General features: G+C 74.4%; 21 protein-coding genes and 1 pseudogene. 10 read left to right on the top strand and 12 right to left on the bottom strand.

Annotated features, from left to right (window positions below; translation table 11 throughout):
* Positions 1-159 precede the first annotated feature (159 nt).
* The 5 genes from AB0883_RS05220 (at position 160) to AB0883_RS05200 (ending at position 4,363) form a co-directional block, all read left to right on the top strand.
* Entirely contained in the window at positions 160-1,074 is a 915-nt protein-coding gene (locus AB0883_RS05220) for an ABC transporter ATP-binding protein (RefSeq protein WP_366639584.1), read from the top strand.
* Positions 1,067-1,948: an ABC transporter permease subunit gene (locus tag AB0883_RS05215; protein WP_366639582.1), complete on the top strand. Its 882-nt coding sequence runs from the start codon at positions 1,067-1,069 to the stop codon at positions 1,946-1,948. Before AB0883_RS05220 ends, AB0883_RS05215 begins: the two co-directional genes overlap by 8 nt.
* Complete coding sequence (locus tag AB0883_RS05210; protein ID WP_366639581.1) at positions 1,945-2,904, top strand: ABC transporter ATP-binding protein; 960 nt, start codon at positions 1,945-1,947, stop codon at positions 2,902-2,904. The genes AB0883_RS05215 and AB0883_RS05210 overlap by 4 nt, the downstream gene beginning before the upstream one ends.
* Positions 2,905-2,908: 4 nt before the next feature.
* The gene (locus AB0883_RS05205; RefSeq protein WP_366639579.1) at positions 2,909-3,619 is read left to right on the top strand and encodes an ABC transporter permease subunit; all 711 of its coding nucleotides are present in this window, start codon (positions 2,909-2,911) and stop codon (positions 3,617-3,619) included.
* Positions 3,620-3,712: 93 nt separating this feature from the next.
* A complete protein-coding gene (locus AB0883_RS05200) occupies positions 3,713-4,363 on the top strand; it encodes a hypothetical protein (RefSeq protein ID WP_366639577.1) in 651 nt (216 codons plus the stop codon).
* Positions 4,364-4,427: 64 nt separating this feature from the next.
* On the opposite strand, the gene valS is transcribed toward AB0883_RS05200, so the two are convergent.
* From valS to AB0883_RS05170, 6 genes are all read right to left on the bottom strand, one after another.
* Entirely contained in the window at positions 4,428-7,043 is a 2,616-nt protein-coding gene (gene valS / locus AB0883_RS05195) for a valine--tRNA ligase (protein ID WP_366639576.1), read from the bottom strand.
* Between the two features lie 88 nt (positions 7,044-7,131).
* A complete protein-coding gene (locus tag AB0883_RS05190; RefSeq protein WP_366639574.1) occupies positions 7,132-8,718 on the bottom strand; it encodes a trypsin-like serine protease in 1,587 nt (528 codons plus the stop codon).
* 128 nt (positions 8,719-8,846) lie between these two features.
* Complete coding sequence (locus AB0883_RS05185) at positions 8,847-10,718, bottom strand: ABC transporter ATP-binding protein (protein WP_366639572.1); 1,872 nt, start codon at positions 10,716-10,718, stop codon at positions 8,847-8,849.
* Positions 10,715-12,532 (bottom strand): ABC transporter ATP-binding protein, encoded by a 1,818-nt coding sequence (locus AB0883_RS05180; protein WP_366639571.1) that lies wholly within the window; start codon positions 12,530-12,532, stop codon positions 10,715-10,717. Before AB0883_RS05180 ends, AB0883_RS05185 begins: the two co-directional genes overlap by 4 nt.
* 48 nt (positions 12,533-12,580) lie before the next feature.
* The gene (locus AB0883_RS05175) at positions 12,581-13,081 is read right to left on the bottom strand and encodes a methylated-DNA--[protein]-cysteine S-methyltransferase (RefSeq protein WP_366639569.1); all 501 of its coding nucleotides are present in this window, start codon (positions 13,079-13,081) and stop codon (positions 12,581-12,583) included.
* The gene (locus tag AB0883_RS05170; RefSeq protein ID WP_366639567.1) at positions 13,078-14,607 is read right to left on the bottom strand and encodes an AlkA N-terminal domain-containing protein; all 1,530 of its coding nucleotides are present in this window, start codon (positions 14,605-14,607) and stop codon (positions 13,078-13,080) included. Before AB0883_RS05170 ends, AB0883_RS05175 begins: the two co-directional genes overlap by 4 nt.
* Before the next feature lie 140 nt (positions 14,608-14,747).
* Here AB0883_RS05170 and AB0883_RS05165 point away from each other — a divergent pair, with 140 nt between their 5' ends.
* Entirely contained in the window at positions 14,748-15,230 is a 483-nt protein-coding gene (locus tag AB0883_RS05165; protein ID WP_366639565.1) for a hypothetical protein, read from the top strand.
* 74 nt (positions 15,231-15,304) lie between these two features.
* On the opposite strand, the pseudogene AB0883_RS05160 reads toward AB0883_RS05165, so the two are convergent.
* Positions 15,305-16,120, bottom strand: a pseudogene (locus AB0883_RS05160) (EamA family transporter); the annotation flags it as partial.
* A gap of 93 nt (positions 16,121-16,213) precedes the next feature.
* On the opposite strand from AB0883_RS05160, the gene AB0883_RS05155 reads away from it, so the two are divergent.
* The 3 genes from AB0883_RS05155 (at position 16,214) to ychF (ending at position 18,771) form a co-directional block, all read left to right on the top strand.
* The gene (locus tag AB0883_RS05155) at positions 16,214-16,717 is read left to right on the top strand and encodes a MarR family transcriptional regulator (RefSeq protein ID WP_233600112.1); all 504 of its coding nucleotides are present in this window, start codon (positions 16,214-16,216) and stop codon (positions 16,715-16,717) included.
* Positions 16,718-16,763: 46 nt separating this feature from the next.
* Complete coding sequence (locus tag AB0883_RS05150) at positions 16,764-17,531, top strand: peptidase E (protein ID WP_366639562.1); 768 nt, start codon at positions 16,764-16,766, stop codon at positions 17,529-17,531.
* 154 nt (positions 17,532-17,685) lie between these two features.
* Positions 17,686-18,771 carry a redox-regulated ATPase YchF gene (ychF, locus tag AB0883_RS05145; protein WP_366639560.1) on the top strand — a complete coding sequence of 362 codons (1,086 nt, stop codon included), beginning with the start codon at positions 17,686-17,688 and terminating at the stop codon, positions 18,769-18,771.
* Between the two features lie 172 nt (positions 18,772-18,943).
* On the opposite strand, the gene AB0883_RS05140 is transcribed toward ychF, so the two are convergent.
* The 5 genes from AB0883_RS05140 to AB0883_RS05120 all read right to left on the bottom strand — a co-directional run bounded on the left by AB0883_RS05140 (position 18,944) and on the right by AB0883_RS05120 (position 21,273).
* On the bottom strand, positions 18,944-19,438 hold the full coding sequence (locus AB0883_RS05140) for a GNAT family N-acetyltransferase (RefSeq protein WP_366639559.1): 495 nt from the start codon (positions 19,436-19,438) through the stop codon (positions 18,944-18,946).
* 142 nt (positions 19,439-19,580) lie between these two features.
* The gene (locus AB0883_RS05135) at positions 19,581-19,976 is read right to left on the bottom strand and encodes a hypothetical protein (protein ID WP_366639557.1); all 396 of its coding nucleotides are present in this window, start codon (positions 19,974-19,976) and stop codon (positions 19,581-19,583) included.
* A gap of 41 nt (positions 19,977-20,017) precedes the next feature.
* On the bottom strand, positions 20,018-20,353 hold the full coding sequence (locus tag AB0883_RS05130; RefSeq protein ID WP_366639555.1) for a YnfA family protein: 336 nt from the start codon (positions 20,351-20,353) through the stop codon (positions 20,018-20,020).
* Between the two features lie 30 nt (positions 20,354-20,383).
* A complete protein-coding gene (locus AB0883_RS05125; RefSeq protein WP_366639553.1) occupies positions 20,384-20,647 on the bottom strand; it encodes a superoxide dismutase in 264 nt (87 codons plus the stop codon).
* The gene (locus AB0883_RS05120) at positions 20,647-21,273 is read right to left on the bottom strand and encodes a superoxide dismutase (RefSeq protein ID WP_366639551.1); all 627 of its coding nucleotides are present in this window, start codon (positions 21,271-21,273) and stop codon (positions 20,647-20,649) included. Before AB0883_RS05120 ends, AB0883_RS05125 begins: the two co-directional genes overlap by 1 nt.
* Positions 21,274-21,566: 293 nt before the next feature.
* Between AB0883_RS05120 and AB0883_RS05115 the strand changes: the two genes are divergently transcribed.
* Positions 21,567-22,592: a hypothetical protein gene (locus AB0883_RS05115; protein ID WP_366639550.1), complete on the top strand. Its 1,026-nt coding sequence runs from the start codon at positions 21,567-21,569 to the stop codon at positions 22,590-22,592.
* Positions 22,593-22,623 lie beyond the last annotated feature (31 nt).

Genomic DNA, 22,623 nt, shown 5'->3' with positions numbered 1-22,623 from the left:
GACGTCCAACCGTCCCGGCGGTGCCGGGCCCGCGCCCGCCACCGCCGGGGGTCGCCGTCGCCCGCCGGGGACCCTAGGGGACGCGGACCGCCAGGATCAGGGAAGCGCCCGGGGGCGAGCCGCTGCCCAGGGCGGTCGTCGCCTCCTACGCTGTACGACGTGACACTCATCGCGACCGAGTCGCTGACCAAGACGTACGGGGGTGGGGTCACCGCGCTGGCCGACCTGACCGTCGCGGTCGAGCCGGGGATCATCGGGTTGGTCGGCGCGAACGGCGCCGGCAAGTCCACCCTGATCAAGATCCTGCTCGGCCTCCTCGCCCCGACCAGCGGCCGGGTCCGGGTGCTCGGCCTCGACCCGACCACCGACTCCGCCCAGGTCCGCGCCCGGGTCGGCTACATGCCCGAGCACGACGCCCTGCCACCGGACCTCTCCGCCGCCGAGCTGGTCACCCACCTCGGCCGGATGAGCGGCCTGCCGCGTACGGTCGCCCGGGAACGGGCCTCCGAGGCGCTGCGGCACGTCGGGCTCTACGAGGAGCGCTACCGCCCGGTCGGCGGCTACTCCACCGGCATGAAGCAGCGGGTCAAGCTCGCCCAGGCGCTGGTGCACGACCCCGACCTGCTGCTGCTCGACGAGCCGACCAACGGGCTCGACCCGGCCGGCCGCGACGCCATGCTGGCGCTGGTGCACCGCATCGGCACCGAGTTCGGGATCTCCGTGCTGGTCTGCTCGCACCTGCTCGGCGAGGTCGAGCGGATCTGCGACACCCTGGTCGCCATCGACGGCGGGCGGCTGCTGCGCGCCGACCACATCTCCGCCATGACCTCGGCCACCGACGTGCTCGCCGTCGAGGTCAGCGAGGGCACCGACCAACTGGCCGCCCGGCTGGCCGCGCTCGACCTGCCGGTACGCCGGGACGGCCGGCTGCTGCTCGTCGAGCTCGCCGACGACGCCACCTACGATCTGATCCTCGGCGCGGTCGCCGAGCTGGACCTGCCGCTGCACCGGCTGGACCAGCGCCGGCACCGGGTGGCCGAACTCTTCGCCACGAGGGAGCCCAGCCATGCCTGAGCCGACCGGCGTCATCCACGACATCGGCTACCAGCGCTACACCGGCCCCCGGCTGGGCCGCCGGACCGTCTTCGGCGCGCTCTACCTGCACGGCCTGCGTACGGCGTTCGGGCTGGGCCGCAGCGCGAAGGCCAAGATCTTCCCCTGGCTGGTGGTCGCCATCGTCACCGTGGTGGCCGCCGGGCTTACCGCGGTGCGCAGCCAGGTCGGCGAGACGGTGATGACGTACGCCCAGTTCGCCGACAACATGAGCTGGCTGGTCATCTTCTTCGTCGCGGCGGTCGCCCCCGAGCTGGTCTCGCGGGACCTGCGCAGCGGGGTGCTGCCGCTCTACTTCTCCCGGCCGCTACCGCGGTCGGACTACCCGCTGGCCAAGCTGCTGGCGCTGGCCACCGCGATCTGGCTGCTGCTCGGCGGGCCGCAGCTGGTGATGTTCCTGGGTGCCGCCTTCACCACCGGCGACGGCATGCGCGGCGTCTGGAACGAGCTGCTCGACCTGTTGCCCAGCCTGCTCTACGCCGGGCTCTGGGCGGTCGTCTTCGCCTCGGTCGGCCTGCTGGTCGCCTCGTTCACGGGCAAGCGGGCGTTCGCGGCCGGTGGGATCGTGGCCGTGTTCCTGATGACCACCCCGATCGTCGGCACCCTGTCGATCATGCCCTCACAGGCGGTCAACGAGCTGGCCTTCCTCGCCTCGCCCTCGACGCTGGTGGGCGGCGTGGGCACCTGGGCGCTCGGCGACCTGCTGTTGTCCGCCGGGGAGGGCGGAGTGCCGATCGGCGACTTCGGCCCGGTCTACGCGGTCGCCGCCGTGCTGCTCGTGACCGGCTGCGTCGCCCTGCTGCTGCTGCGATACCGGAAGGTGGCCGCCCGATGACCACGATCAGCGTCGACCAGGCGGCGGGGACGCCGACCGCCGCCGCCAGCACCCTCGACCTCGCGGGCGTCTCCCGCTGGTACGGCAACGTGGTGGCGGTCAACGACGTCAGCATGAGCCTCGGCCCCGGCGTCACCGGGCTGCTCGGCCCGAACGGCGCCGGCAAGACCACCCTGCTGCACATGATGGCCGGCTTCCTGGCCCCGTCGCGCGGTGTGGTGACCCTGGACGGCCGGCCCACCTGGCGCAACCCCGAGGTCTACCGCCGGCTCGGCCTGGTCAGCGAGCGCGAGGCGGTGCACACCTTCCTCACCGCGTACGAGTTCGTGCTGGCCAGCGCGAAGCTGCACCGGCTGCCGGACCCGGCGGAGGCGGCCCGCCGGGCGATCGCCCTGGTGGAGATGGAGGGCGCGCAGGACCGCCGGATCGGCACGTACTCCAAGGGCATGCGGCAGCGTGCCCGGGTGGCGGCGGCGCTCGTGCACGAGCCGCAGGTGCTGCTGCTCGACGAGCCGTTCAACGGGATGGACCCGCGCCAGCGGCTGCACATGATGGAGCTGCTGCACCGCCTCGGCGACGCCGGCCGCACCATCCTGTTCAGCTCGCACATCCTGGAGGAGGTCGAGCAGGTCTCCGGCACCGTCCAGGTGATGGTCGCCGGCCGGCTGGCCGCCTCCGGCGACTTCCGCACGATCCGCCGGCTGATGACCAACCGGCCGCACGTCTTCGCCGTGCACTCCACCGACGACCGGGCGCTCGCCGTCGCGCTGATGGCGGAGGCGTCGGTGACGGGGGTCGAGCTGGGCCGCGCCGGGTTGACCGTGCGGGCCGGCGACTACGGCGCGTTCACCCGCGTCCTGCCGAAGATCGCCCTGGCGGAGGGCATCCGGGTGCGGCAGTTGGTGCCCGAGGACGAATCCCTGGAGAGCGTCTTCTCCTACCTCGTGGAGGCCTGAACCCATGTCTACCGTTTCCTGGATCACCGTGCGGGGGCTGTTCGGGCGTCGCCGGTTCCTCCTGCTGCTGCCGCTGCCCGTGGTGCTGGTGCTGCTCGCCGTGCTCTCCCGCGCGCTCGGGGTGGACCCGGGCGAGTGGGGCGAGCCGGTGCTGGTCGGCCTCGGCCTGGCCGTGGTGCTCCCGGTGGTCGCCCTGATCGTCGGCACCGGCGTGCTGGGCGCCGAGATCGACGACGGCACCGTCGTGCACATCCTGACCAAGCCGCTGCCGCGCTGGCAGATCGTGCTGCCCAAGCTGGCGGTGGCGGCCGGCGTCACCGCGGTCACCGTCGCCGTGCCGATCTACGTGGCGGGCGTGCTGGCTGACTCCGTACGACTCGGACTGGCGCTCGCCGCCGCGTCGGCGGTCGGTGCGCTGGCGTACTCGGCGCTGTTCGTGGCGCTCAGCCTGCTCACCCGGCGGCCGGTGCTGCTCGGCCTGGTCTACGTGCTGATCTGGGAGGGGCTGCTCGGCAACATGGTCAGCGGCACCAAGGTGCTCTCCATCCAGCAGTACGTGATCGCCCTCGCCGACCGGATGGCCCCCACCGGGCTGCTGGAGGCCGGCGTCTCGGTGCCGGTGGCGGCGGTGATGGCCGCGTTGATCAGCGCGGGCTTCACGCTGCTGGCCGTCGACCGGCTCCGCTCCTTCAGCGTGGCCGGCGAGACGAGCTGAGCCCTGACCTGACGGCCCCTCCGGGCAGCCCGACCTGGCGATGGTAGGGCTGCCCGGATGGACCGGGCCGGGCGGCTGGGCGAGGCTGTCGGCGTGAGCGCGGAGACGGGGCTGATGATGTCGCGGGAGTCCTATCCGGGTGCCGGCCGGCACTGGCTGGTCAGCCTGGCGGTGGCCGGGCTGGCCGCGGCGGCGACCACCACGGCCGCGCAGTCCACCGGCCACTTCCACTGGTGGGCGGGGTTCGTGCTGATCCCCGGCGCGCTGATCGCCGCCACCGGGGGGCCGCTGCTGGCCAGGGGCGGCGGGCGGGCCTTCGCCGGCTACGTGGTCGCCTGCCTCGGCGCGCTGGTGTTCGCCGTCGGGGCGCTGCTGATGTTCGGCGTGTTCGGGCGGGGCTGGCCCCTGATGGTCGTCCTGCCCTGCCTGGCGGTCGCCGGCACCTACCGCTGGCGGCTGATCCACCCGCTGGCCCGGGGGCTGCACCGGACGGTCTCCCTGCTGGCGTTGGCCGGCGCCCTGCTGCTCGGCGGGACGCTGCAACTGACCCTCGTCGACCTGGTCGAGGTCGGGGCGGCCCCGATGTGGGGCGCGTTCCTGATGCTGGCGGGGGTGATCGTGCTGGGCAACGCGGTGGAGCTGACCCGGCACCGGATGCCGTACCGCCTCCAGGCGATCACCCTGCTGGTCGGTCCCGCCGTCGTCGCCTTCCTGCTCGGCCTGCGCCTGCTGCGCGGCTGGTGAGGCCCCGCCGCGCCGCTGGGCCCACCGGCCCGCCGCGCCCGTTGGGGCGCGACGGGCCGGCCGGTCAGAACGCGCAGGCGATCACGAGTTCCGGCGTGCGGTCGGGCAGCAGGTCCAGCTTGGCGATGCGGCCGGCGGCCCGGACGTCGTCGGCGACCACGGTCAGCTGTTCCAGCAGTGCCGCCGGGCCGAGCGCCTCGGCCAGCGGCACCTCCGCCTTCATCGACAGCTTCCGCTCCGACTTGGCCCGGCGCACCTGGCTGAGCGCGTCGGCGGCCAGCCGCAGCAGCTCCGGTTCGCCGGCGCCCTGGATCGCCCGCTCCACCTCGTACGTGGTGGGCCAGGTCGCGCGGTGCACCGACCCGTACCGCCACCACGACCACACCTCCTCGGTCGCGTACGGCAGCACCGGGGCGAACAGCCGCAGCTGCACCGAGAGCGCGGTGGCCAGCGCCGCCCGGGCCGAGTCCGCCCCCGGCCCGGAGCCGTAGGCGCGCTCCTTCACCAGCTCGATGTAGTCGTCGCAGAACCGCCAGAAGAAGGCCTCGGCGACCTGCAACGCCGCCGTGTGGTCGTACGCCTCCAGCGCCGACGTCGCGGCGGCGACCACGCCGGAGAGTTCGGCGAGCATGGCGCGGTCCAGCGGCTCGGTGGCGGGCGCCCGCAGCGCGTCGGCGGCGCCCAGCCCGAGGGCGAACTTCGACGCGTTCAGCAGCTTGGTCGCCAGCCGCCGGCCGACCTTGATCTGGGCCGGGTCGAAGGCGAGATCCATGCCCGGCTTGCCGTTGGCCGCCCAGTACCGCACCGCGTCGGAGCCGTGCTGCTCCAGCAGCGCCATCGGGGTGACCACGTTCCCCTTGGACTTGGACATTTTCTTCCGGTCGGGGTCGAGGATCCAGCCGGAGAGCACCGTGTCCCGCCAGGGCAGCACCCCGTGCTCCAGGTGCGAGCGGACCACGGTGGAGAACAGCCAGGTGCGGATGATCTCCTGCCCCTGCGGGCGCAGGTCCATCGGGAAGACCCGGGCGAACAGGTCCGGGTCGGTCTCCCACCCGCCGACGATCTGCGGGGTCAGCGACGAGGTGGCCCAGGTGTCGAGCACGTCGGGATCGCCGACGAAGCCCCCCGGGCGGCCCCGCTGCGACTCCTCGAACCCCGGCGGGGCGTCGGTGGACGGATCGATCGGCAGCGCGGACTCCGCCGGCGTGAGAGGCTGGGACCAGTCCGGCTCGCCAGCGTCGTCGAGCCGGTACCACACCGGCACCGGCACGCCGAAGAAGCGTTGCCGGCTGACCAGCCAGTCGCCGGTCAGGCCGCCCACCCAGTGCGCGTAGCGGTGCCGCATGTGCTCCGGCACCCAGCGCAGCTCCCCGCCCCGGGCCAGCAGTTCCTCGCGCAGGCCCGCGTCGCGTCCGCCGTTGCGCAGGTACCACTGCCGGGTCGAGACGATCTCCAACGGCCGGTCGCCGCGCTCGTAGAACTTCACCGGGTGGGTGACGGGTCGCGGCTCGCCGACCAGGTCGTCGGCGTCGGCCAGCAGCTCCACCAGCGTCCGCCGGGCGCCGTTGACGGTCTGCCCGGCCAGCGCCGCGTACGGCTGCGCCGGGACGCCGGCCGGCGGCTCGGGCAGCAGCCGGCCGTCCCGGCCGATCACCACGCGCGTGTCCAGCCGCAGCTCCCGCCACCAGGTCACGTCGGTCAGGTCGCCGAAGGTGCAGACCATCGCGATGCCCGTGCCCTTGGCCGGGTCCGCCAGCGGGTGCGCCCGCACCGGCACGTCCACCCCGAAGACCGGCGTACGCGCGGTGCCGCCCACCAGGTCGGCGTACCGCTCGTCGTCGGGGTGGCAGACCAGCGCCACGCAGGCCGGCAGCAGCTCCGGTCGGGTGGTGTCGATGAGCACCTCCCGCCCGCCCGGCCCGGCGAACCGCAGCCGGTGGTACGCCCCGGGCCGCTCCCGGTCCTCCAGCTCCGCCTGGGCGACGGCGGTGGCGAAGCCGACGTCCCAGAGCGTCGGCGCCTCCGCCTGGTACGCCTCGCCCCGGGCCAGGTTCCGCAGGAACGCCCGCTGCGAGGCCGCCCGGGCCGCCGCGCCGATCGTCGTGTACGTCAGCGACCAGTCCACGGACAGCCCGAGCCGCCGCCAGAGCGCCTCGAAGACCTGCTCGTCGGCGACGGTCAGCCGCTCGCACAGCTCGATGAAGTTGCGCCGGGACACCGGGGTCGGGTCCTTGCGGGCGGCCTCGCCCACCGGCGCCTCGGGGGCCTGCCAGTCCGGGTCGTACGGCAGCGCCGGATCGCAGCGCACGCCGTACACGTTCTGCACCCGGCGCTCGGTGGGCAGGCCGTTGTCGTCCCAGCCCATCGGGTAGAAGACCGTCCGCCCGCGCATCCGCTGGAACCGGGCCACCACGTCGGTGTGCGTGTACGAGAAGACGTGCCCCATGTGCAGCTCGCCCGATACGGTCGGCGGCGGGGTGTCGATCGCGTACACGTCGACGCTGCGACCGTTCGGGCTCGGCGCGTCTGACGCCGCGCTGCGCCCCCGAACGGTCGTCTTCGCGCGGTCGAACGCGTACGTGCCGTCCTCCTGCCAGCGGCGCGCCCAGGTCTCCTCGATGCCGTCCAGGCTCGGACGTTCGGGGACGCCGGCGCGGGCCGTCCTCTCCGTGTCGGTCATCCGTCGATGGTAGGCAGCGGCCGGGGGCCGGACCACGGGATAACCCGCAGGCCGCGACGGATGCCGTCCGAGGCGCCCGGTCGACGGGTCAGCGGATGGCCGGCCGGGTCAGCGGGGGGACCGGGCCCGTGGTGGCCAGCCGGATCCGCAGGCCCCCGTAGGTGCGGGCGTTCGCCCGATCGAGGATCGTGGAGACCGGGGCGTAGGAGTTGCGCTCGTTCGGGTTGGTGCAGGGGCCCTGTCCCGGGTCGCCGTGCGACAGGATGCCCAGCGCCTTGCCGTCGGCCTCGGTGAAGAGCGGGCCGCCGCTGTCGCCCGGGCGGGCACAGATGCGTACGTCGATGCCGCCGCTGCTCTTGCCGATGATCTCCCCGCAGCGGGTGCCGGGCACGTAGCCGGCGCCCGCGCCCGAGTCGACGTACTGCTCGCCGGCCTTCGGGGTGTACGCCGCACCGGTGGCACAGACCACCCAGCCGGGCTGGATGTCGCTGTACGGCACGTGCCCGGTAACCGCCACGTCGCGGCTGCCCCGGGTGGCGCAACCGGTGCTGTCCGGCACGCACCAGTAGTTGACCAGGCTGGGCACCTGCGTGGCCCCCGCCGGGTACGCCCACAGCCCGGTCGCGCCGGCCTGGTACGGCATGATCGCGTAGTCGTACGGGTAGGCGTTCTCGGCCAGCCCCGGCCTCGACGACTCGACGGTCACCGGCACCTTCGGGCCGAGGAACTGGTGCCAGGTGCGGTCCACCAGCTGGTGCCGCCCCCCGACGACACAGTGCCCCGCCGTCAGCACGTACGGGTCGCGCAGCCCGGCGACCACGTTGAAGCCCGTCGTGCAGCCGCCCACGGTGTCGTCGTCGCGCGGCACGTCCAGCCGGATGCCGCCGCGCATCGGCGCCTGCGCGCAGTAGCGCGGGTCGCAGGCCTTCTGCACCACGGTCCCGGCGATCCGGGCCTGCGCGCGGGCCGGCACCCCGGCGGCGCGCAGCGCCCCGGCCAACCGGGGGTCGTCGGCGGCGATCCGGTCGCCGGTCAGCACGACGACCTCGTTGGCCCGCTCGTCCACCATGACGTCGGCGCCGGCCGTGACGCCGAGCGTGGTGGCCAGCCGGGTCGCCGCCTCGGTGAGCTGCCGCAGCGGGCGGCGCACCGGCACCACCCGGACGTGCGCCGCGTCCGGCATGCCCGCCAGCGCGGCCCGGACCGGCTCGACGCCGGTGGCGGCGACGGTCAGCACGCCGCCCGCGGCCTGGTCCAGCCACATCCCGCCGTAGGCGGCGGGGAACTCCGTGGCGAGCCGTGCGGCCAGCGGCCCGGACAGCTCCTGGAGGGCGAGCCGCCGGGCCGCCTCGTCGGCGTCGACCCGGTAGCGGTCGCGCAGGTAGGTGACCGAGGCGGGGCTGTCGGCGGCGACCTCGGCGGCCGGCCGGGCCCGGAGGGTCACCGCCGCGCCGGGCGTGGCGCCGCCTCGGGGGCGGCTGCCGAGCCCGCTGTCGGCGCGGACCGGCGCGCCCGTCGGGGCGGCCTCGTCGCCCGGCGACGCCGGGGTATCCCCGGCGGTGAGCGTGGCCGGTGTCCGGCCGGCTTCGCCGAACGGCATCCCGGCGACCGCCGCCGCACCCAGCACGCAGGCGGTGACCATCCCGGCCACCGTCACCCGTCGTCCGAACCGCACGTCGCAACCCCCCTTGTCGCCGCCGTCGGGACGACCACCCGGTGGACCGCTCCGCTCGGCGCGGTGAGTCTAGTGGCATCGACGATCATCGGGGGACCGTCGACCGGCGGGCGCGACCAACCGGGGTCTCACGCCAGGGAGTCGCGCCACTGCCGGTGCAGGGCGGCGTACCGGCCACCGGCGACGGCGAGCCGGCCGGGCGGGCCGTCCTCGACGATCCGCCCGTCGTCGAGCACGAGCACCCGGTCAGCCGTCTCCACGGTGGAGAGCCGGTGCGCGATCACCAGCGCGGTGCGGTCGGCCAGGATGGTGCCGAGGGCGTGCTGCACCAGGCGCTCGGTGGGCACGTCCAGCGACGAGGTGGCCTCGTCCAGGATCAGCACCGTCGGGTCGGCCAGGAACGCCCGGGCGAAGGCGACCAGTTGCCGCTGCCCGGCGGAGAGCCGGCCGCCGCGCCGCTGCACCTCCGTGGCGTACCCGTCGGGGAGGGCGGCGATGAAGTCGTGCGCGCCGATCTCCCGCGCGGCGGCCTCCACGGCGGCGTCGTCCGCGCCGGGGCGGCCGAACCGGATGTTCTCCGCGATCGTGCCGCCGAACAGGTGGGTCTCCTGGGTCACCAGCACCACGGCACGCCGCAGCTCCGCGTCGGCGACCTCGCGCAGGTCGACCCCGTCGAGGGTGACCGCGCCCGAGAACGGGTCGTGGAACCGGGCGAGCAGCTTGGCGACGGTCGACTTGCCGGCGCCGGTCGCGCCGACCAGCGCCACGGTCTGGCCGGCCGGGACGGCGAGGTCCAACCCGGCGACGATCGGCGCGTCCGGCCGGTAGCCGAAGGTGACCGCCCGGAAGACGACCGCCCCGCGCCCCGGCCCGGCGGGCAGCGGCACGGGCCGCGCCGGTTCGGCCACCGACGGCCGTTCGTCGAGCACCCCGGCGAGCTTCTCCAGCGCGGCCGTGGCCGACTGGAGCGAGTTGTAGAACTGGCTCAGTTCCTGCATCGGCTCGAAGAACCGCCGCAGGTAGAGCAGGAACGCCGCCAGCACCCCGATCCCGGTCGCCCCGCCCAGCACCCGCCAGCCGCCGTAGCAGAGCACCACCGCCACGGTCACGTTGCCGATCACCTTGATCCCCGGCGAGTACGTCGCGATCAGCCGGAACGCGTCCCGGCTGGCCCGCCGGTAGTCGTCGCTGACCGCCCCGAAGATCTGCTGGTTGCGCGGTTCCCGGCGGAACGCCTGCACGGCCCGGATGCCGCGCATGGACTCGACGAAGTGGACGATGACCAGCGCCACCGTCTCCCGGGTGCGCCGCCACGCGTCCGCCGACGCCCGCGCGAACCAGCGGCTCAGCCAGAACAGGAACGGGAACGCGAGCAGCGTCACCGCGGCCAGCGGCACGTCCAGCCAGAGCAGGATGCCGGCGACCGACAGGATCGACAGCACGGCCAGCACCAGGCCGTCGATGCCGCCGCCGACCAGTTCGCCGATCGAGTCCAGGTCGCTGGTGAGCCGGGAGACCATCCGGCCGGAGGTGTACCGCTCGTGGAACGCCACCGACAGGCGCAGGAAGTGCGCGTACACCCGCTGGCGGAGGTCGAGCAGGACGGCCTGGCCGATCCGCGCGGAGAGGGTGAGGAAGCCCCGGCGGGCGGTGTACTCGACGGCGGTGGCGGCGGCGAACCCGGCGGCGACGACCACCAGCGGGCCGGGATCGCCGGCCCGCAGCGGCGCGATCGCCCGGTCGATGCCGAGCATGACCAGGTACGGCCCGGCCATCGCGGCGGCGTTCTGGCCGAGCAGCAGCGCGACGGCCAGCCCGAGGCGGCGCCGGTGCGGGCGCAGCAGGTCGCGCAGCAGCACCCGGCTGCGGGCGCGGAGCCGGGCCACCGCCTCCGGGTCGGTGTCCTCGGCGCGGCTGCGGTCCGCGTCCGGGTCGGTGGCGACGCCGCGCCACCGGGCGAGGTCCGCCCCGTTCGTGCGCCGGGCGGCGTCGCCGGTCACGAACGCACCAGGCCGCGGTCGCCGGGCGGCGCGGGGGTGGGCTCGGCGGAGAGCACCGCGCGGTACGCCGGCACGTCGGCGAGCAGCTCCGAGTGCTGCCCGACGGCCGTGATCCGGCCCTCCTCCAGCAGCGCCACCCGGTCGGCGAGGGCGATCGTGGAGGGCCGGTGCACGACCAGCAGGGCGGTGGTGGTGCGCAGCACCCGCTTCAGCGCGGTCTCGACCAGCGCCTCGGTGTGCACGTCCAGGGCCGACAGCGGGTCGTCCAGCACGAGCAGCGCGGGTCGGCCGAGCACCGCCCGGGCCAGCGCCAGCCGTTGCCGCTGCCCGCCGGAGAGCGACAGCCCCTGCTCGCCCACCCGGGTGGCCAACCCCCACGGCAGCTCGTACGCGAAGTCGGCCTGGGCGAGGGCGAGCGCGGCGCGCACCTCGTCCTCGCCGGCCTCCGGCCGCCCGAGCGTGAGGTTCTCCCACACCGACATGGAGAACAGCGTCGGCTCCTCGAAGGCGACCCCGACCAGCCGGCGCAGGGCGGACAGCCGCAGGTCGCGCAGGTCGTGCCCGTCCAGCGTGATCCGCCCGCCGGTCACCTCGTGCAGCCGGGGCACCAGGGAGAGCAGGGTGCTCTTGCCGCAGCCGGTCGCCCCGACCAGGGCCACGGTCTCGCCCGGCTCGACGGTCAGGTCGATCTCCCGAAGCACCGGCGCGGCCGTGCCCGGGTAGCGGAACGAGACCCGCTCGAAGCGGAGCCGCCCGCGTACGTCGGCGCGGCGCGGGGCGAGCGCGTGCGGGGCGTCCACGATGGCCGGCGGGGTGTCCAGCACCTCGCGTACCCGGTCGGCGGCGGTGGCGGCCTCCTGCCCGTTGGCGATGATCCAGCCCAGCGACTGCACCGGCCAGATCAGCATCAGCTGGAGGCTGACGAAGGCGACCAGTTCGCCGATGGTCAGCACCCCGCCCGCGGCGGCCGCCGCGCCGGCGACCAGCACCACGCCGAGGGTCAGGTTGGGCACCAGATCGAGCAGGGCCGAGGTGCGGGCCAGCAGCCGGCCCTTGCCGACCCCGGTGTCGTGCAGCGCCCGCGCGCCGGCCGCGAAGCGGGCGGCGAGTTCCGGCCCCCGCCCGTACGCCTTCATCGTGCGCAGCCCCTGCGCGGTCTCCTCGACCAGCGTGGCCACGTCGCCCTGCTGGTCCTGCATCCGCCGGGAGGCCGCGTGGTAGTGCCGCGCGAAGCGCCGGCTGATCAGGAACAGCGGCACCGCGCTGCCCGCCACCAGCAGCCCCAGCGCGGGGTGCAGCCGGATCAGCAGCGTCACCACGGCCAGGTAGGTGACGAGGTTGAGGATCAGGAAGAAGAGGCCGAAGGAGAGGAACCGGCGCAGCACCGACAGGTCGCTGGTGACCCGGGAGAGCAGCTGGCCGGACTGCCAGCGGTCGTGGAAGCTGGTCGGCAGCCGTTGCAGGTGGGCGTAGACGTCCTCGCGGATGGCCGCCTCGATCCGCATCGAGGACGACGACTGCACCCAGCGTCGGATGAAGATCAGCAGCGCCTCGACCAGACCGAGCAGCAGCGCCAGCCCGGCCAGCCGGAACAGCCCGGCCGGGTCCTGCCGGGCCACCGGGCCGTCCACCACCCGCTGCGCGACCAGCGGTACGGCGATGCCCGCCCCGGTGGCGGCGAGGCCGGCGAGCAGCAGCCAGCCGAACTCGGCCGCGTGCGGGCGCAGGTAGTGACGCAGTCGCCAGAGGTTGTGCAGCGGGTGCCGGCCGGCATCGACCGGGGAGGCCGGGTTGCCGTCACCTTCCGCAGGCACTACCCGACGGTAGCCTCAAACGGGGCCGGCGCAGGTGTCGGCTTCCCGTCATGGCCGCTCGTGCCCGAGAAGCCACTTCTTCACGTCCAGCCCCCAGCGGTAGCCGCCCAGCGTCCCGTCGGTACGCAGCACCCGGTGGCAGGGGACGAAGAGGGCGGCGGCGTTACGGGCGCAGGCCGCCGCGGCGGCCCGTACTGCGGCGGGGCGGCCGGCCAGCCCGGCGAATCCGGTGTAGGTGACCGGGTCTCCCGGTTTCACCTCGCGCAGCACCTGCCAGGCGTGCGCCATGAACGCGCCCCCCGTGTGCTGCTCCACCGGCACGGCGTCGATCGCGGCCAGCTCACCGTCCAGGTAGGAGGCCACGGCGACGGAGACGGGGCCGAGGTCGGCCCGGTGCCGCAGCGGCGCCCGCAGGGCCGGGTGCATCAGGGGGAGCAGGCTCTCCGGGTCGCCGGTGAAGCCCGCCGCCCGGACCGCGCCGTCCGGGCCGGCCACGATGCTGAGCGGGCCGGCGGGGGTGTCGATGACGGTGCTGTCGTTCATGCTCATGCTGCTCTCCAGAGTCGGATCACCGCGTACGAGCGCCAGGGGCGCCAGCGGTCGGCGTACGTGTCGAGGGTCGTGGGGGCGTCGGGGAGGCCGAGGGCGGCGGCGCCCCGGCGTACGGCGAGGTCGGTGGGGAGCAGGACGTCCGGGTCGCCGAGGGCGCGCATGGCGACGTAGCCCGCGGTCCAGGGCCCGATTCCGGGCAGCGCCAGCAGCCGCCGGACGCTCTCCTCGCGGTCCCCGCCGGGCGCCAGGTCCAGCGACCCGTCGGCGACGGCACGGGCCAGCCCGCGAATCGTCTCCCGCCGCCCGGCCGGCATCCCGAACACCTCGTCCGGCACCCCGAGCACCTCCTCGGCGGTGGGGAAACCGGACAGCCACGCACTCCCCGCCCCCTCGGCTGGTCGATCAAGAGGTTCGGGGTCCCGAGAGCGCTCCCCGGGTGCCCGGACCTCTTGATCGACGCCGGTGGGGCCGGGGGTGGGGGCGGGTGGGCGCAGGTGGGCCAGGAGGCGGGTGAGGGTGGTGCGGGCCGAGCGCACGGAGACCTGCTGGCCGACGATCGCGCGCACGGCCATCTCGAAGCCGTCGACCGAGCGGGGGAGCCGGATGCCCGGCTCGGCGGCGACCACCCCGGCCAGCGCCGGGTCGGCGGCGAGCGTGCCGTCGACGGCGGTCGGATCGGCGTCGAGGTCGAGCAGGCGCCGGCAGCGGGCCACGGCGGGGGCGAGGTCGCGCATGTCCGTCAGCCGCAGCGTCGCCGTCACGTGCCCGTCCGCCGGGGTCAGGGCCGCCTCGCCCGGGCCGTGCGGCAACCGCAGGCCCCGCCGGTACGTCCCGTCGCGCACCTCCTCGACGCCGGGCAGCGCGCGCAGCGCGAGGAAGTCCAGCAGCGCCTCCGCGTGCAGCGGCGGGCGGTACGCGAGCCGCAGCGTGATCGTGCCCGCCCCGCCCGGCGCGGGGTACTGGCGGCGGGCGGTGCGCAGCTCGGACGGGGCCGCCCCGAACACCTCCCGGACCGTGTCGTTGAACTGCCGCACGCTGCCGAACCCGGCGGCGAACGCGACCTCCGCCATGCCCAGCCCGGTGGTCTCGATCAGGGTGCGGGCGGTCTGCGCGCGCTGCGCCCGGGCCAGGGCGAGGGGGCCGGCGCCCATCTCGGTCCGCAGCATCCGGTGCAGGTGCCGCTCGGTGTAACCCAGCCGGGCGGCCAGCCCCGGGATGCCGTCGCGGTCCACCACCCCGTCGGCGATCAGCCGCATGGCCCGACCGACGACGTCGGCCCGTACGTCCCACTGCGGGGAGCCCGGGGCGGCGTCCGGCCGGCAGCGCCGGCAGGCGCGCAGCCCCGCCGTCTGGGCGGCGGCGGCCGAGGGGAAGAACCGGACGTTCTGCCGCTTCGGCGTCATCGCCGGACAGGACGGCCGGCAGTAGATCCCGGTCGACGTGACGCCGGTGTAGAACCAGCCGTCGAACCGCTGGTCGCGGCTGTCGACCGCCCGGTAGCACCGCTCGAAGTCCAACTCCACGTCACGATGATGCCCCTGCCCGGCGCCCCTGGCTCGCGGGAATCGGACCTGGCCGTGCAGGCGTGAACGGGACGTCCGGAGCCGAAAGTGTCGGTTGTGGTCGGTACCGTCCGGCCACCAACTCAAGAAGGGGTGCGGCGATGGCGAGCGTGGCGGGTCGGCGGGCGGCGTCGGCACGGGACGGGCACCCTCCGCTGGACGGCGTGGTGGTGCAGCGGTTCTACGACCGGATGCGCGCGGTCGCCCCGGCCGCCGTCGGCGCGATCGAACGGGACCGGGCCGGCGACCCGGGGCGGGCGTTCGGTGACACCGCCTGTGGCCGGCTGGTGCGCTCGCTCGACGCCGACGGCCTGCGCGCGCTGGGCATGTGGGTGCACCACTGGTGCATGCGGTTCTACGACGACGACACCCGGGTGGCACTGCGCCTGGTCCGGGAGATCGCCGGCCGCGCCGGGCTGGGCTGGACGGCCGACGAGGTGCGCTGGATGCTCCGCGAGTCGTACGCGGCCGGTCCCGCCGCCGAGGCCCGCTTCACCCTGCCGCTGGCCGCCGCCGGGGAGCTGGCTCCCGGCGCCCTGCCGATCGAGGCGGTGGTTCCCCGCCAGGCCGGGCCGCGCGACTGACCCACCGGGCCGGGCGACTGACCCACCGGGCCGGGCCGGCGTACCGGCAGCTGCCCGGCCACGGTGGCGCTGACGGCCACGGCGAAGCCGGCGAGCTGCCAGCCGGTCATCGCCTGCCCGAGCACGGCCCAGCCGAGCGCGGCGGCCGTCAGCGGGCTGAGCGCGCCGAGTAGCGAGACCTGGGTGACCGGCAGCCGGGCCGCGCCCCGGAACCACAGCGCGTACGCCAGCGCCGTCCCGACCAGCGTCAGCCACGCGTACCCGGCCAGCGCCGGCGCGTCGGGCACGGGCGGCGTCCCCTCGACCAGCAGGGCCACCGGCACCACCATCAGTCCGCCGGCGGTGAGCTGCCAGCCGGTGGCGGTGAGCGTGCCGACGCCCGGTGGGCGGCCCCAGCGACGGGTCAGCACCAGTCCCGCGCCCATCGCGACGGTGGCGGTCAGCCCGGCGGCGACGCCGGTCGCGTCGAGGCCCGCGCCGGGGCGCAGCACGACGAGGGTGACCCCGGCGAGCGCCGCGAGCGCGGCGGCCAGCGCCCGGGGGTGGGGCCGCTCGTGGAGCACGAGCACCGTCAGCCCCGCCACCAGCAGCGGCTGGGTGGCGCCGAGCACCGCGGCGGCCCCGCCGGGCAGGTGGTACGCGGCGAAGAAGAGCAGCGGGAAGAACGCCCCGATGTTCAGCGCGCCGAGCACGGCCGCGCGCCACCACCAGGCGCCGTGCGGGCGGTGCCGGGTCAGCGCGAGCAGCAGCAGACCGGCGGGGAGGGCCCGGATCACGCCGGACCAGAGGGGCCGGTCGGGTGGCAGCAGTTCGCTGGTGACCAGGTACGTCGTGCCCCACGCGGTCGGCGCGGCGGCGGTGAGCAGGATGTCGAGCCGGCGTCGGTCCACGGTCCCTCACTAATCCTTGATGCTAAGTATCTTGCTACTAAGCTACTTTGTAGCGAGGTAAAGCGGGAGTGCGAGGTGCGGCACAATCCGGGGGTGACCGAGCGGGACGACGTCGACGGCATCGTCGAGCAGTGGCAGCGGGAGCGACCCGGGATGCGCCCCGAGCCGATGGCGGTCTTCGGCCGGATCTACCGGCTGGCCCGGCTCGTCGGCGACGAGCAGGAGCGCACCTACGCCCGCTGGTCGATCAGCCGGGGCGAGTTCGACGTGCTCGCGGCCCTGCGCCGAGCCGGCGCCCCCTACACGCTGGCGCCGAAGGCGCTCACCGCCTCGTTGATGCTCACCTCCGGGGGAATGACCGGCCGGCTCGACCGGCTGGAACGCGCCGGGCTGCTCCGCCGCTCACCCGACCCGGCGGACCGGCGCGGGCTCCAGGTCACGCTCACCCCGGCCGGCCTCGAACTGGTGGAGGAGGCCGCCGAGGCGGGGCTGGCCGTCCAGCGTCGGCTGCTCGACGCGCTGCCCGCCGACGACCAGCGGCGCCTCGCCGACCTGCTGCGTACGCTGCTGGGCGCGGTCACCGACGGCGGGCGCTGAGCCCGGCAGGCGGGTGGCCGGCGCCCGGCGGCGGGCCTCGGGCAGGATGGGCGTCGCCGACCCCGACGGAAGGACGACCGTGCCCGCCAGCGAACCGACCATCCTCGCCACCAGCATGGGCATCTACGCGCCGCGCCACGAGGGCGGGCCCCGACGGGTCAACCCCGTCTTCGACCTCGCCGCCGAGCTGGCCGAGGCCGGGCCGGAGCCGAGGATCTGCTTCCTCAACCAGGCCGAGGGGGACCAGCCGACCACGCTCGCCCGGGTCTACGAGGCGTTCGCCGGCAGCCGGTTCCGGATGACGCACCTGGCGCTGTTCCCGATGCCGAACGTCGACGACGTCCGCGCCCACCTGCTCGCCCAGGACGTGATCTGGGTCGGCGGCGGCAGCGTCGCCAACCTCTGCGCGGTCTGGCGCGTGCACGGCCTCGGCGACATCCTGCGCGAGTGCTGGGAGGCCGGCGTGGTGCTCGGGGGCGTCTCCGCCGGCTCGATCTGCTGGCACGCCGGCGGGGCCACCGACAGCTTCGGCACCACCCTGCGCGGCTTCACCGACGGGCTCGGCTGGCTGCCCTACGGCAACGGCGTGCACTACGACAGCGAGGAGCAGCGCCGGCCGCTGATGCACCGGCTGGTCGGCGACGGCACGCTGCCGACCGCCCACTGCACCGACGACGGCACCGGCCTGCTCTACCGGGGCACCCGCCTGGTCGAGGCGGTCGCCGACCGCGAGGGCCCCTCGGCGTACGAGGTCAGCCGCGCCGAGGACGGCACGGTGCGGGAGACCCCGATCCCGCCGCGCCTGCTCGGCTGAGCCGGCTCACCGGTCCCGGGCCGGTCCTCCGGGCCGATCTTGGTACGGGAGCGCCCCTGGAGGGGCTGTCTCGTACCAAGATCGGTCGGGCGTGGGGCCGGTGCACCGGCCTGCCTGAGCCGGGGTGCGGGGCATCGGCGTAAGCTGGCTCGTCGTGAGTCTCACCATCGGCATCGTCGGCCTGCCCAACGTCGGCAAGAGCACCCTGTTCAACGCGCTGACCAAGAACGACGTGCTCGCGGCGAACTACCCGTTCGCCACCATCGAGCCCAACGTCGGCGTCGTCGGGCTGCCGGACGAGCGGCTGCACACGCTCGCCGAGATCTTCAGCTCCCAGAAGGTGCTGCCCGCCCCGGTGTCGTTCGTCGACATCGCCGGCCTGGTGCGCGGCGCCTCCAAGGGACAGGGCCGAGGCAACGCGTTCCTGGCGAACATCCGCGACGCCTCGGCGATCTGCCAGGTCGTCCGGGCCTTCTCCGACCCGAACGTGGTGCACGTCGACGGCAAGGTCTCCCCGGCCGACGACATCGAGACGATCAACACCGAGCTGATCCTCGCCGACCTCCAGACCCTGGAGAAGGCGCTGCCCCGGCTGGAGAAGGAGGCCAAGCTCCGCAAGGACCGGGCCGCCGCCGTCACCGCCGCCAAGCAGGCCGTGGAGCTGCTCGACACCGGCGTCACCCTCTACGCGGGCGTCAAGGACGCGGGCATCGAGCTGGAGCACCTGCGCGAGCTGCACCTGCTCACCACCAAGCCCTTCCTGTACGTCTTCAACGTCGACGAGGCCGAGCTGGGCAACGCCGAGTTCCTCGACGAGCTGCGCGCCCTGGTGGCGCCGGCCGAGGCGGTCTTCATGGACGCCAAGATCGAGTCCGAGCTGGTGGACCTGCCCGACGAGGAGGCCCGCGAGCTGCTGGAGTCGATCGGGCAGAACGAGCCGGGCCTGGACCAGCTCGTCCGCGTCGGGTTCCGCACGCTCGGGCTCCAGACGTACCTCACCGCCGGCCCCAAGGAGGCGCGCGCCTGGACCATCCCGGTCGGCGCGACCGCGCCGGAGGCCGCGGGGGTCATCCACTCCGACTTCCAGCGCGGCTTCATCAAGGCCGAGGTGGTCTCCTTCGGCGACCTGGTCGCGGCCGGATCGATGGCGGCGGCCAAGGCCGCGGGCAAGGTCCGGATCGAGGGCAAGGAGTACGTCATGCAGGACGGCGACGTCGTGGAGTTCCGCTTCAACGTGTAGTGACGTAGCGATTCGACCGTTGACGGAGTCGGCGCCCGGCTCGGCTCTCACGGCCGGGCACCAGCCCATCCAGATCGAGCTTGACCGTGAACGGCGTCGTGGTGCGCAGCTCGTGTCGATGAACTGCGGTCGGCACGTACGACCGGGTGGGCCCGTCGAGTTCGTAGTTCCGCTAGCTGACGAGGCTCTTGGTCAGGACGTGCTCCCGGCGCACCCCGTCGGGCATGAGGTCACCCAGCTCGCCCGTGTCCTGGAAGCCGTGCCGCCTGTAGAGCGCCCAGGCGTTCCGGTTGCCCGCCACCACGGCCAGCCGCAGCGTCTCCGAGCCCACCTGCCGCGCCCACTCCTCTATCGCCCGCACGAGGTGGTCGCCCACGCCCCGGCCACGTCCCGCTGGCGCCACGTACATCGAGATCAGCTCGACGACGCCGTCCTTCCCGGTCGGCACCCCGCTGGCCATCCCGACGGGCTGCCCGTCGAGCATCACCAGGATGTTGCGGGAGCCGGGGATGGCCAGCCGGGCGCGCCAGCGTTCCTCGCGGTCGCCCTCGCCCTGCCAGTCCGCCAACTGGGAGCCGAAGGCATACGCCGCCTCCGCCAGCGCGGCGAGGCGCAGCTCCCGCCACGTCCTCCAATCGTCCTCGCTGAGGACATGCGTCTCGATCATGCGATGGAGGCTGCCGCAGGCATCGGGGGCACGCAACCCGGTATCCGGTGACCTGCCGCGGTGACCAGAACCTGCCGGCAGGCGAGGGTGGTCGGCCGCCGGCAGGCTGGCGTCCCCGTCGCGCGGCCGGCTCGGGTGACCCCTACCAGTCGCGCCATTCGTCGGTGAGCTCGTGGCGTCCGACGCCGCGCCGGGAGGTGAGGGCCTCGACGTCCTGGCCCGCGCTCGTCAGCACGACGTCGATGTGCTCGCACAGGTCCTCGCGTTCCCCCGTCTCGATCCTGCCGTGCTCGTCGTTGACGGCGTTGAGGGCGGTGACCACCCGCTCCACGGCGGCGAAGACCTCCTCGTCCGACGGCGAGGAGAGCGAGCGTACGTCCGCTTCGTAGGCGTCGAGAACGGTGTCGACGGCGGTGATGAAGGGTTCGGGCCAGAGGCGGAGGGCGTACGCGGTGTCCTCGGTGAGGGTGCCCGCCGCGATCGCGGTCCTCTGCTCCCGCACACTGCGGCCCCACTTCTCGGTGGGTCTTGTGATCATGCCGCGCAGCCTAGTGGCGGAGTCCGACACCGCCGCGTGGTTCAGCCGCCACGTGGGGCGTACATGATGACGGCGACCCCGACCAGGCAGAGCGCCGCACCGACGAGGTCGTAGCGGTCGGGGCGGAACTTGTCGACGACCATGCCCCACGCGAGCGAGCCGGCGACGAAGACGCCGCCGTACGCGGCCAGGATGCGGCCGAAGTTCGGGTCGGGCTGGAAGGTGGCGACGAAGCCGTAGCACCCGAGGGCGATGACCCCGGCGGCCACCCACAGCAGCCCCCGGTTCTCGCGCCAGCCCTGCCACACGAGCCAGGCCCCGCCGATCTCGGCGAGCGCGGCGAGCAGGAACAGCAGGATGGAGCGGGCCACCGTCATGGGGTCGAAGGTAGCCGGAGCCTCACCTGGTCAGCGGGCGGGCGGCCCGCCGCCGGCGACCGCGATGTGCAGGGCCAGTTCCTGTGCGAGGTCCTCCATGCTCTGGCCGGTCTGGGTCCGTACGAGGCTGAGTGCCAGTTCGGCCAGGAACATGAAGCCGCGGCTGCGGGCGGCCTCGTCGGGGAACATGGCGAGCAGCCGCTCCGCGCCGTCGAGGTCACCGCGGTGTCTGGCGGCGATGACCCCGGCGGCGCGTTGTGCAGCGATGAGGGCCGACCCCGGGTCGGCCGCCATCAGGACGCCACGGTGAGCGGGTTGCCGGCGGCGCGCGCGGCGTCGAAGCGCCTGGCGACGTCGGCCCAGTCGACCAGGTCCCAGAGGCGGTCGACGTAGTCCGGACGCACGTTCTTGTACTGAAGGTAGTAGGCGTGTTCCCAGGCGTCGAAGACGAGGATCGGCGTCGAGCCGTGGCCGACGTTGCCGTGGTGGTCGTAGACCTGTTCGACGATGAGGCGCTGCGCCAGCGGCTCCCACGCCAGGACGCCCCACCCGGAGCCCTGCACGCTCTTCGTGGCGGCGGAGAGCTGCCCGGCGAAGCCGTCGAACGAACCGAAGTGCTCGCCGATGGCGGCGGCCAGCTCGCCGTCCGGGCGGTCGCCGCCCTCCGGGGAGAGGTTGTTCCAGAAGATCGAGTGCAGGACGTGCCCGGAGAGGTTGAAGGCCAGGGTCTTCTCCAGGCCGACCAGCGCCGAGTAGTCGCCCCTGTCGCGGGCCTCGGCGAGCTGGTCGAGGGCGTCGTTGCTGCCCTTGACGTACGCGGCGTGGTGCTTGCTGTGGTGCAGCTCCAGGATCTGACCGCTCATGGCGGGTTCGAGCGCCCCGTAGTCGTAGGGCATGTCGGGGAGCTTGTAGACGGCCATGGGGACCCTTTCGCGAGTGGAGGCTTCCCGGCCAGTATGCCTTATTGCAAAGTCGTGGCAACTACGGAATATTGGCAACTGGAGCGGATCGCACGGGATCCCTCCACGGCCGACACCGTCGGCAGGGCGCGCCTCCACGCCGCGATGATCACCGGTGGAGGCGCGCCCGCACGTGCTGTCGGCGGCTCTGCCGTCACCAGGACGGCAGGACGGCCGAGCCGGTCACCGCCCGCCGTCGCTGTCACCGCCGACGCCGGCTGACCACGCGACAGGCGGCGGCCTACGATCTCGCCATGATCACCCCGCCCCTCCCGCCCGACGTGCTCGCCCGCTACCCCGGGCTGGAGAAGCTCGGCCGTACGGCGACCCGGCTGCACCCGCGCCCGGGGGCGGTCACGGCCGCCGGGAGCCACGTCGGCGGGCCGCTGCGCTGGCCGGCCGACGAGCCCTGGCCCACCTGCGAGGCGCCGCACATGGTGCACGAGGAGGTGCCGATCCCGGCCGAGCTGGTGAACCGGATGCGGGCGGCGGAGCGCGGGCGCAGGCAGCCGCACGTCCTGGCCGAGGGCGAGGTCGAGCTGCACCGGGAGGTCGCCACCCTGGTCGGCCCGGGTTTCACCGGCTGGGGCTCGCGCGATGGCGGCCCGGTCGTCGGCCACCGGTACGTGCCGCGACCGCACCCCGTGCCGAACCCGATGGTCGCGCTGGCGCAGCTGCGCGCGCAGGACGTCCCCGACCTGCCCCGTCCCGGCGGGGCGGACCTGTTGCAGGTGTTGTGGTGCCCGTTCGAGCACGCCGAGGGCCCGTGGGGGCCGACGGTGGAGCTGCGCTGGCGGCGGGAGGCCGACCTGACCGACCTCCTCGCGGAGCCGCCGCGCGGCGAGGTCGGAAACGACGAGTACGTGCCCCGGCCGTGCCGGCTGCACCCGGAACGGGTCGTCGAGTACCCGTACCCGCAGGAGCTGCCGGCGGGCCTGCGGACGCTGGTCGACGAGAAGGACGAGGAGGGCGAGTACGACGACGACAACTACGTCGACACCTTCATGGCGCCCGGCTGGAAGGTCGGCGGCCACGCCGACTGGAGCCTCACCGATGTGCGCCCGACGCCGTGCCCCCGCTGCGCCGGCCCCACCACGCTGGCCCTCGTCATCGCCTCCTCCGAGCGGGGCACCGGGCGCTGGCAGCCGACGCGGACGGACGGCGAGCCGGACGACGACCCGTACGAGCCGACCGGGGTGGTCGTGGGCCGGCACGGCACGCTGCGCGTCTTCGTGTGCCTGAGCTGCCCGGACGCACCGTTCCTGCTCGACCAGCAGTAAGGGGGTGCGAAGGACCGTCGCCGCCCCGCCC

Origin of the sequence: Micromonospora sp. NPDC047812, from assembly GCF_040704175.1 — a bacterium.
Lineage (GTDB): Bacteria > Actinomycetota > Actinomycetes > Mycobacteriales > Micromonosporaceae > Micromonospora.
Note: the sequence above shows the minus strand (reverse complement) of the source record. Positions and strands in the feature narration are given on the sequence as shown.

Excerpts from the sequence above, each read along its gene's own strand:
- AB0883_RS05215 (WP_366639582.1), top strand. The coding sequence starts at position 1,067 with ATGCCTGAGCCGACCGGCGTCATCCACGACATCGGCTACCAGCGCTAC.
- AB0883_RS05210 (WP_366639581.1), top strand. The coding sequence starts at position 1,945 with ATGACCACGATCAGCGTCGACCAGGCGGCGGGGACGCCGACCGCCGCC.
- AB0883_RS05120 (WP_366639551.1), bottom strand. The coding sequence starts at position 21,273 with ATGGCCGTCTACAAGCTCCCCGACATGCCCTACGACTACGGGGCGCTC.
- AB0883_RS05135 (WP_366639557.1), bottom strand. The coding sequence starts at position 19,976 with ATGATCACAAGACCCACCGAGAAGTGGGGCCGCAGTGTGCGGGAGCAG.
- AB0883_RS05115 (WP_366639550.1), top strand. The coding sequence starts at position 21,567 with ATGATCACCCCGCCCCTCCCGCCCGACGTGCTCGCCCGCTACCCCGGG.
- AB0883_RS05130 (WP_366639555.1), bottom strand. The coding sequence starts at position 20,353 with ATGACGGTGGCCCGCTCCATCCTGCTGTTCCTGCTCGCCGCGCTCGCC.
- AB0883_RS05140 (WP_366639559.1), bottom strand. The coding sequence starts at position 19,438 with ATGATCGAGACGCATGTCCTCAGCGAGGACGATTGGAGGACGTGGCGG.
- AB0883_RS05150 (WP_366639562.1), top strand. The coding sequence starts at position 16,764 with ATGGGCGTCGCCGACCCCGACGGAAGGACGACCGTGCCCGCCAGCGAA.
- AB0883_RS05125 (WP_366639553.1), bottom strand. The coding sequence starts at position 20,647 with ATGGCGGCCGACCCGGGGTCGGCCCTCATCGCTGCACAACGCGCCGCC.
- AB0883_RS05175 (WP_366639569.1), bottom strand. The coding sequence starts at position 13,081 with ATGAGCATGAACGACAGCACCGTCATCGACACCCCCGCCGGCCCGCTC.
- AB0883_RS05165 (WP_366639565.1), top strand. The coding sequence starts at position 14,748 with ATGGCGAGCGTGGCGGGTCGGCGGGCGGCGTCGGCACGGGACGGGCAC.
- valS (WP_366639576.1), bottom strand. The coding sequence starts at position 7,043 with ATGACCGACACGGAGAGGACGGCCCGCGCCGGCGTCCCCGAACGTCCG.
- AB0883_RS05205 (WP_366639579.1), top strand. The coding sequence starts at position 2,909 with ATGTCTACCGTTTCCTGGATCACCGTGCGGGGGCTGTTCGGGCGTCGC.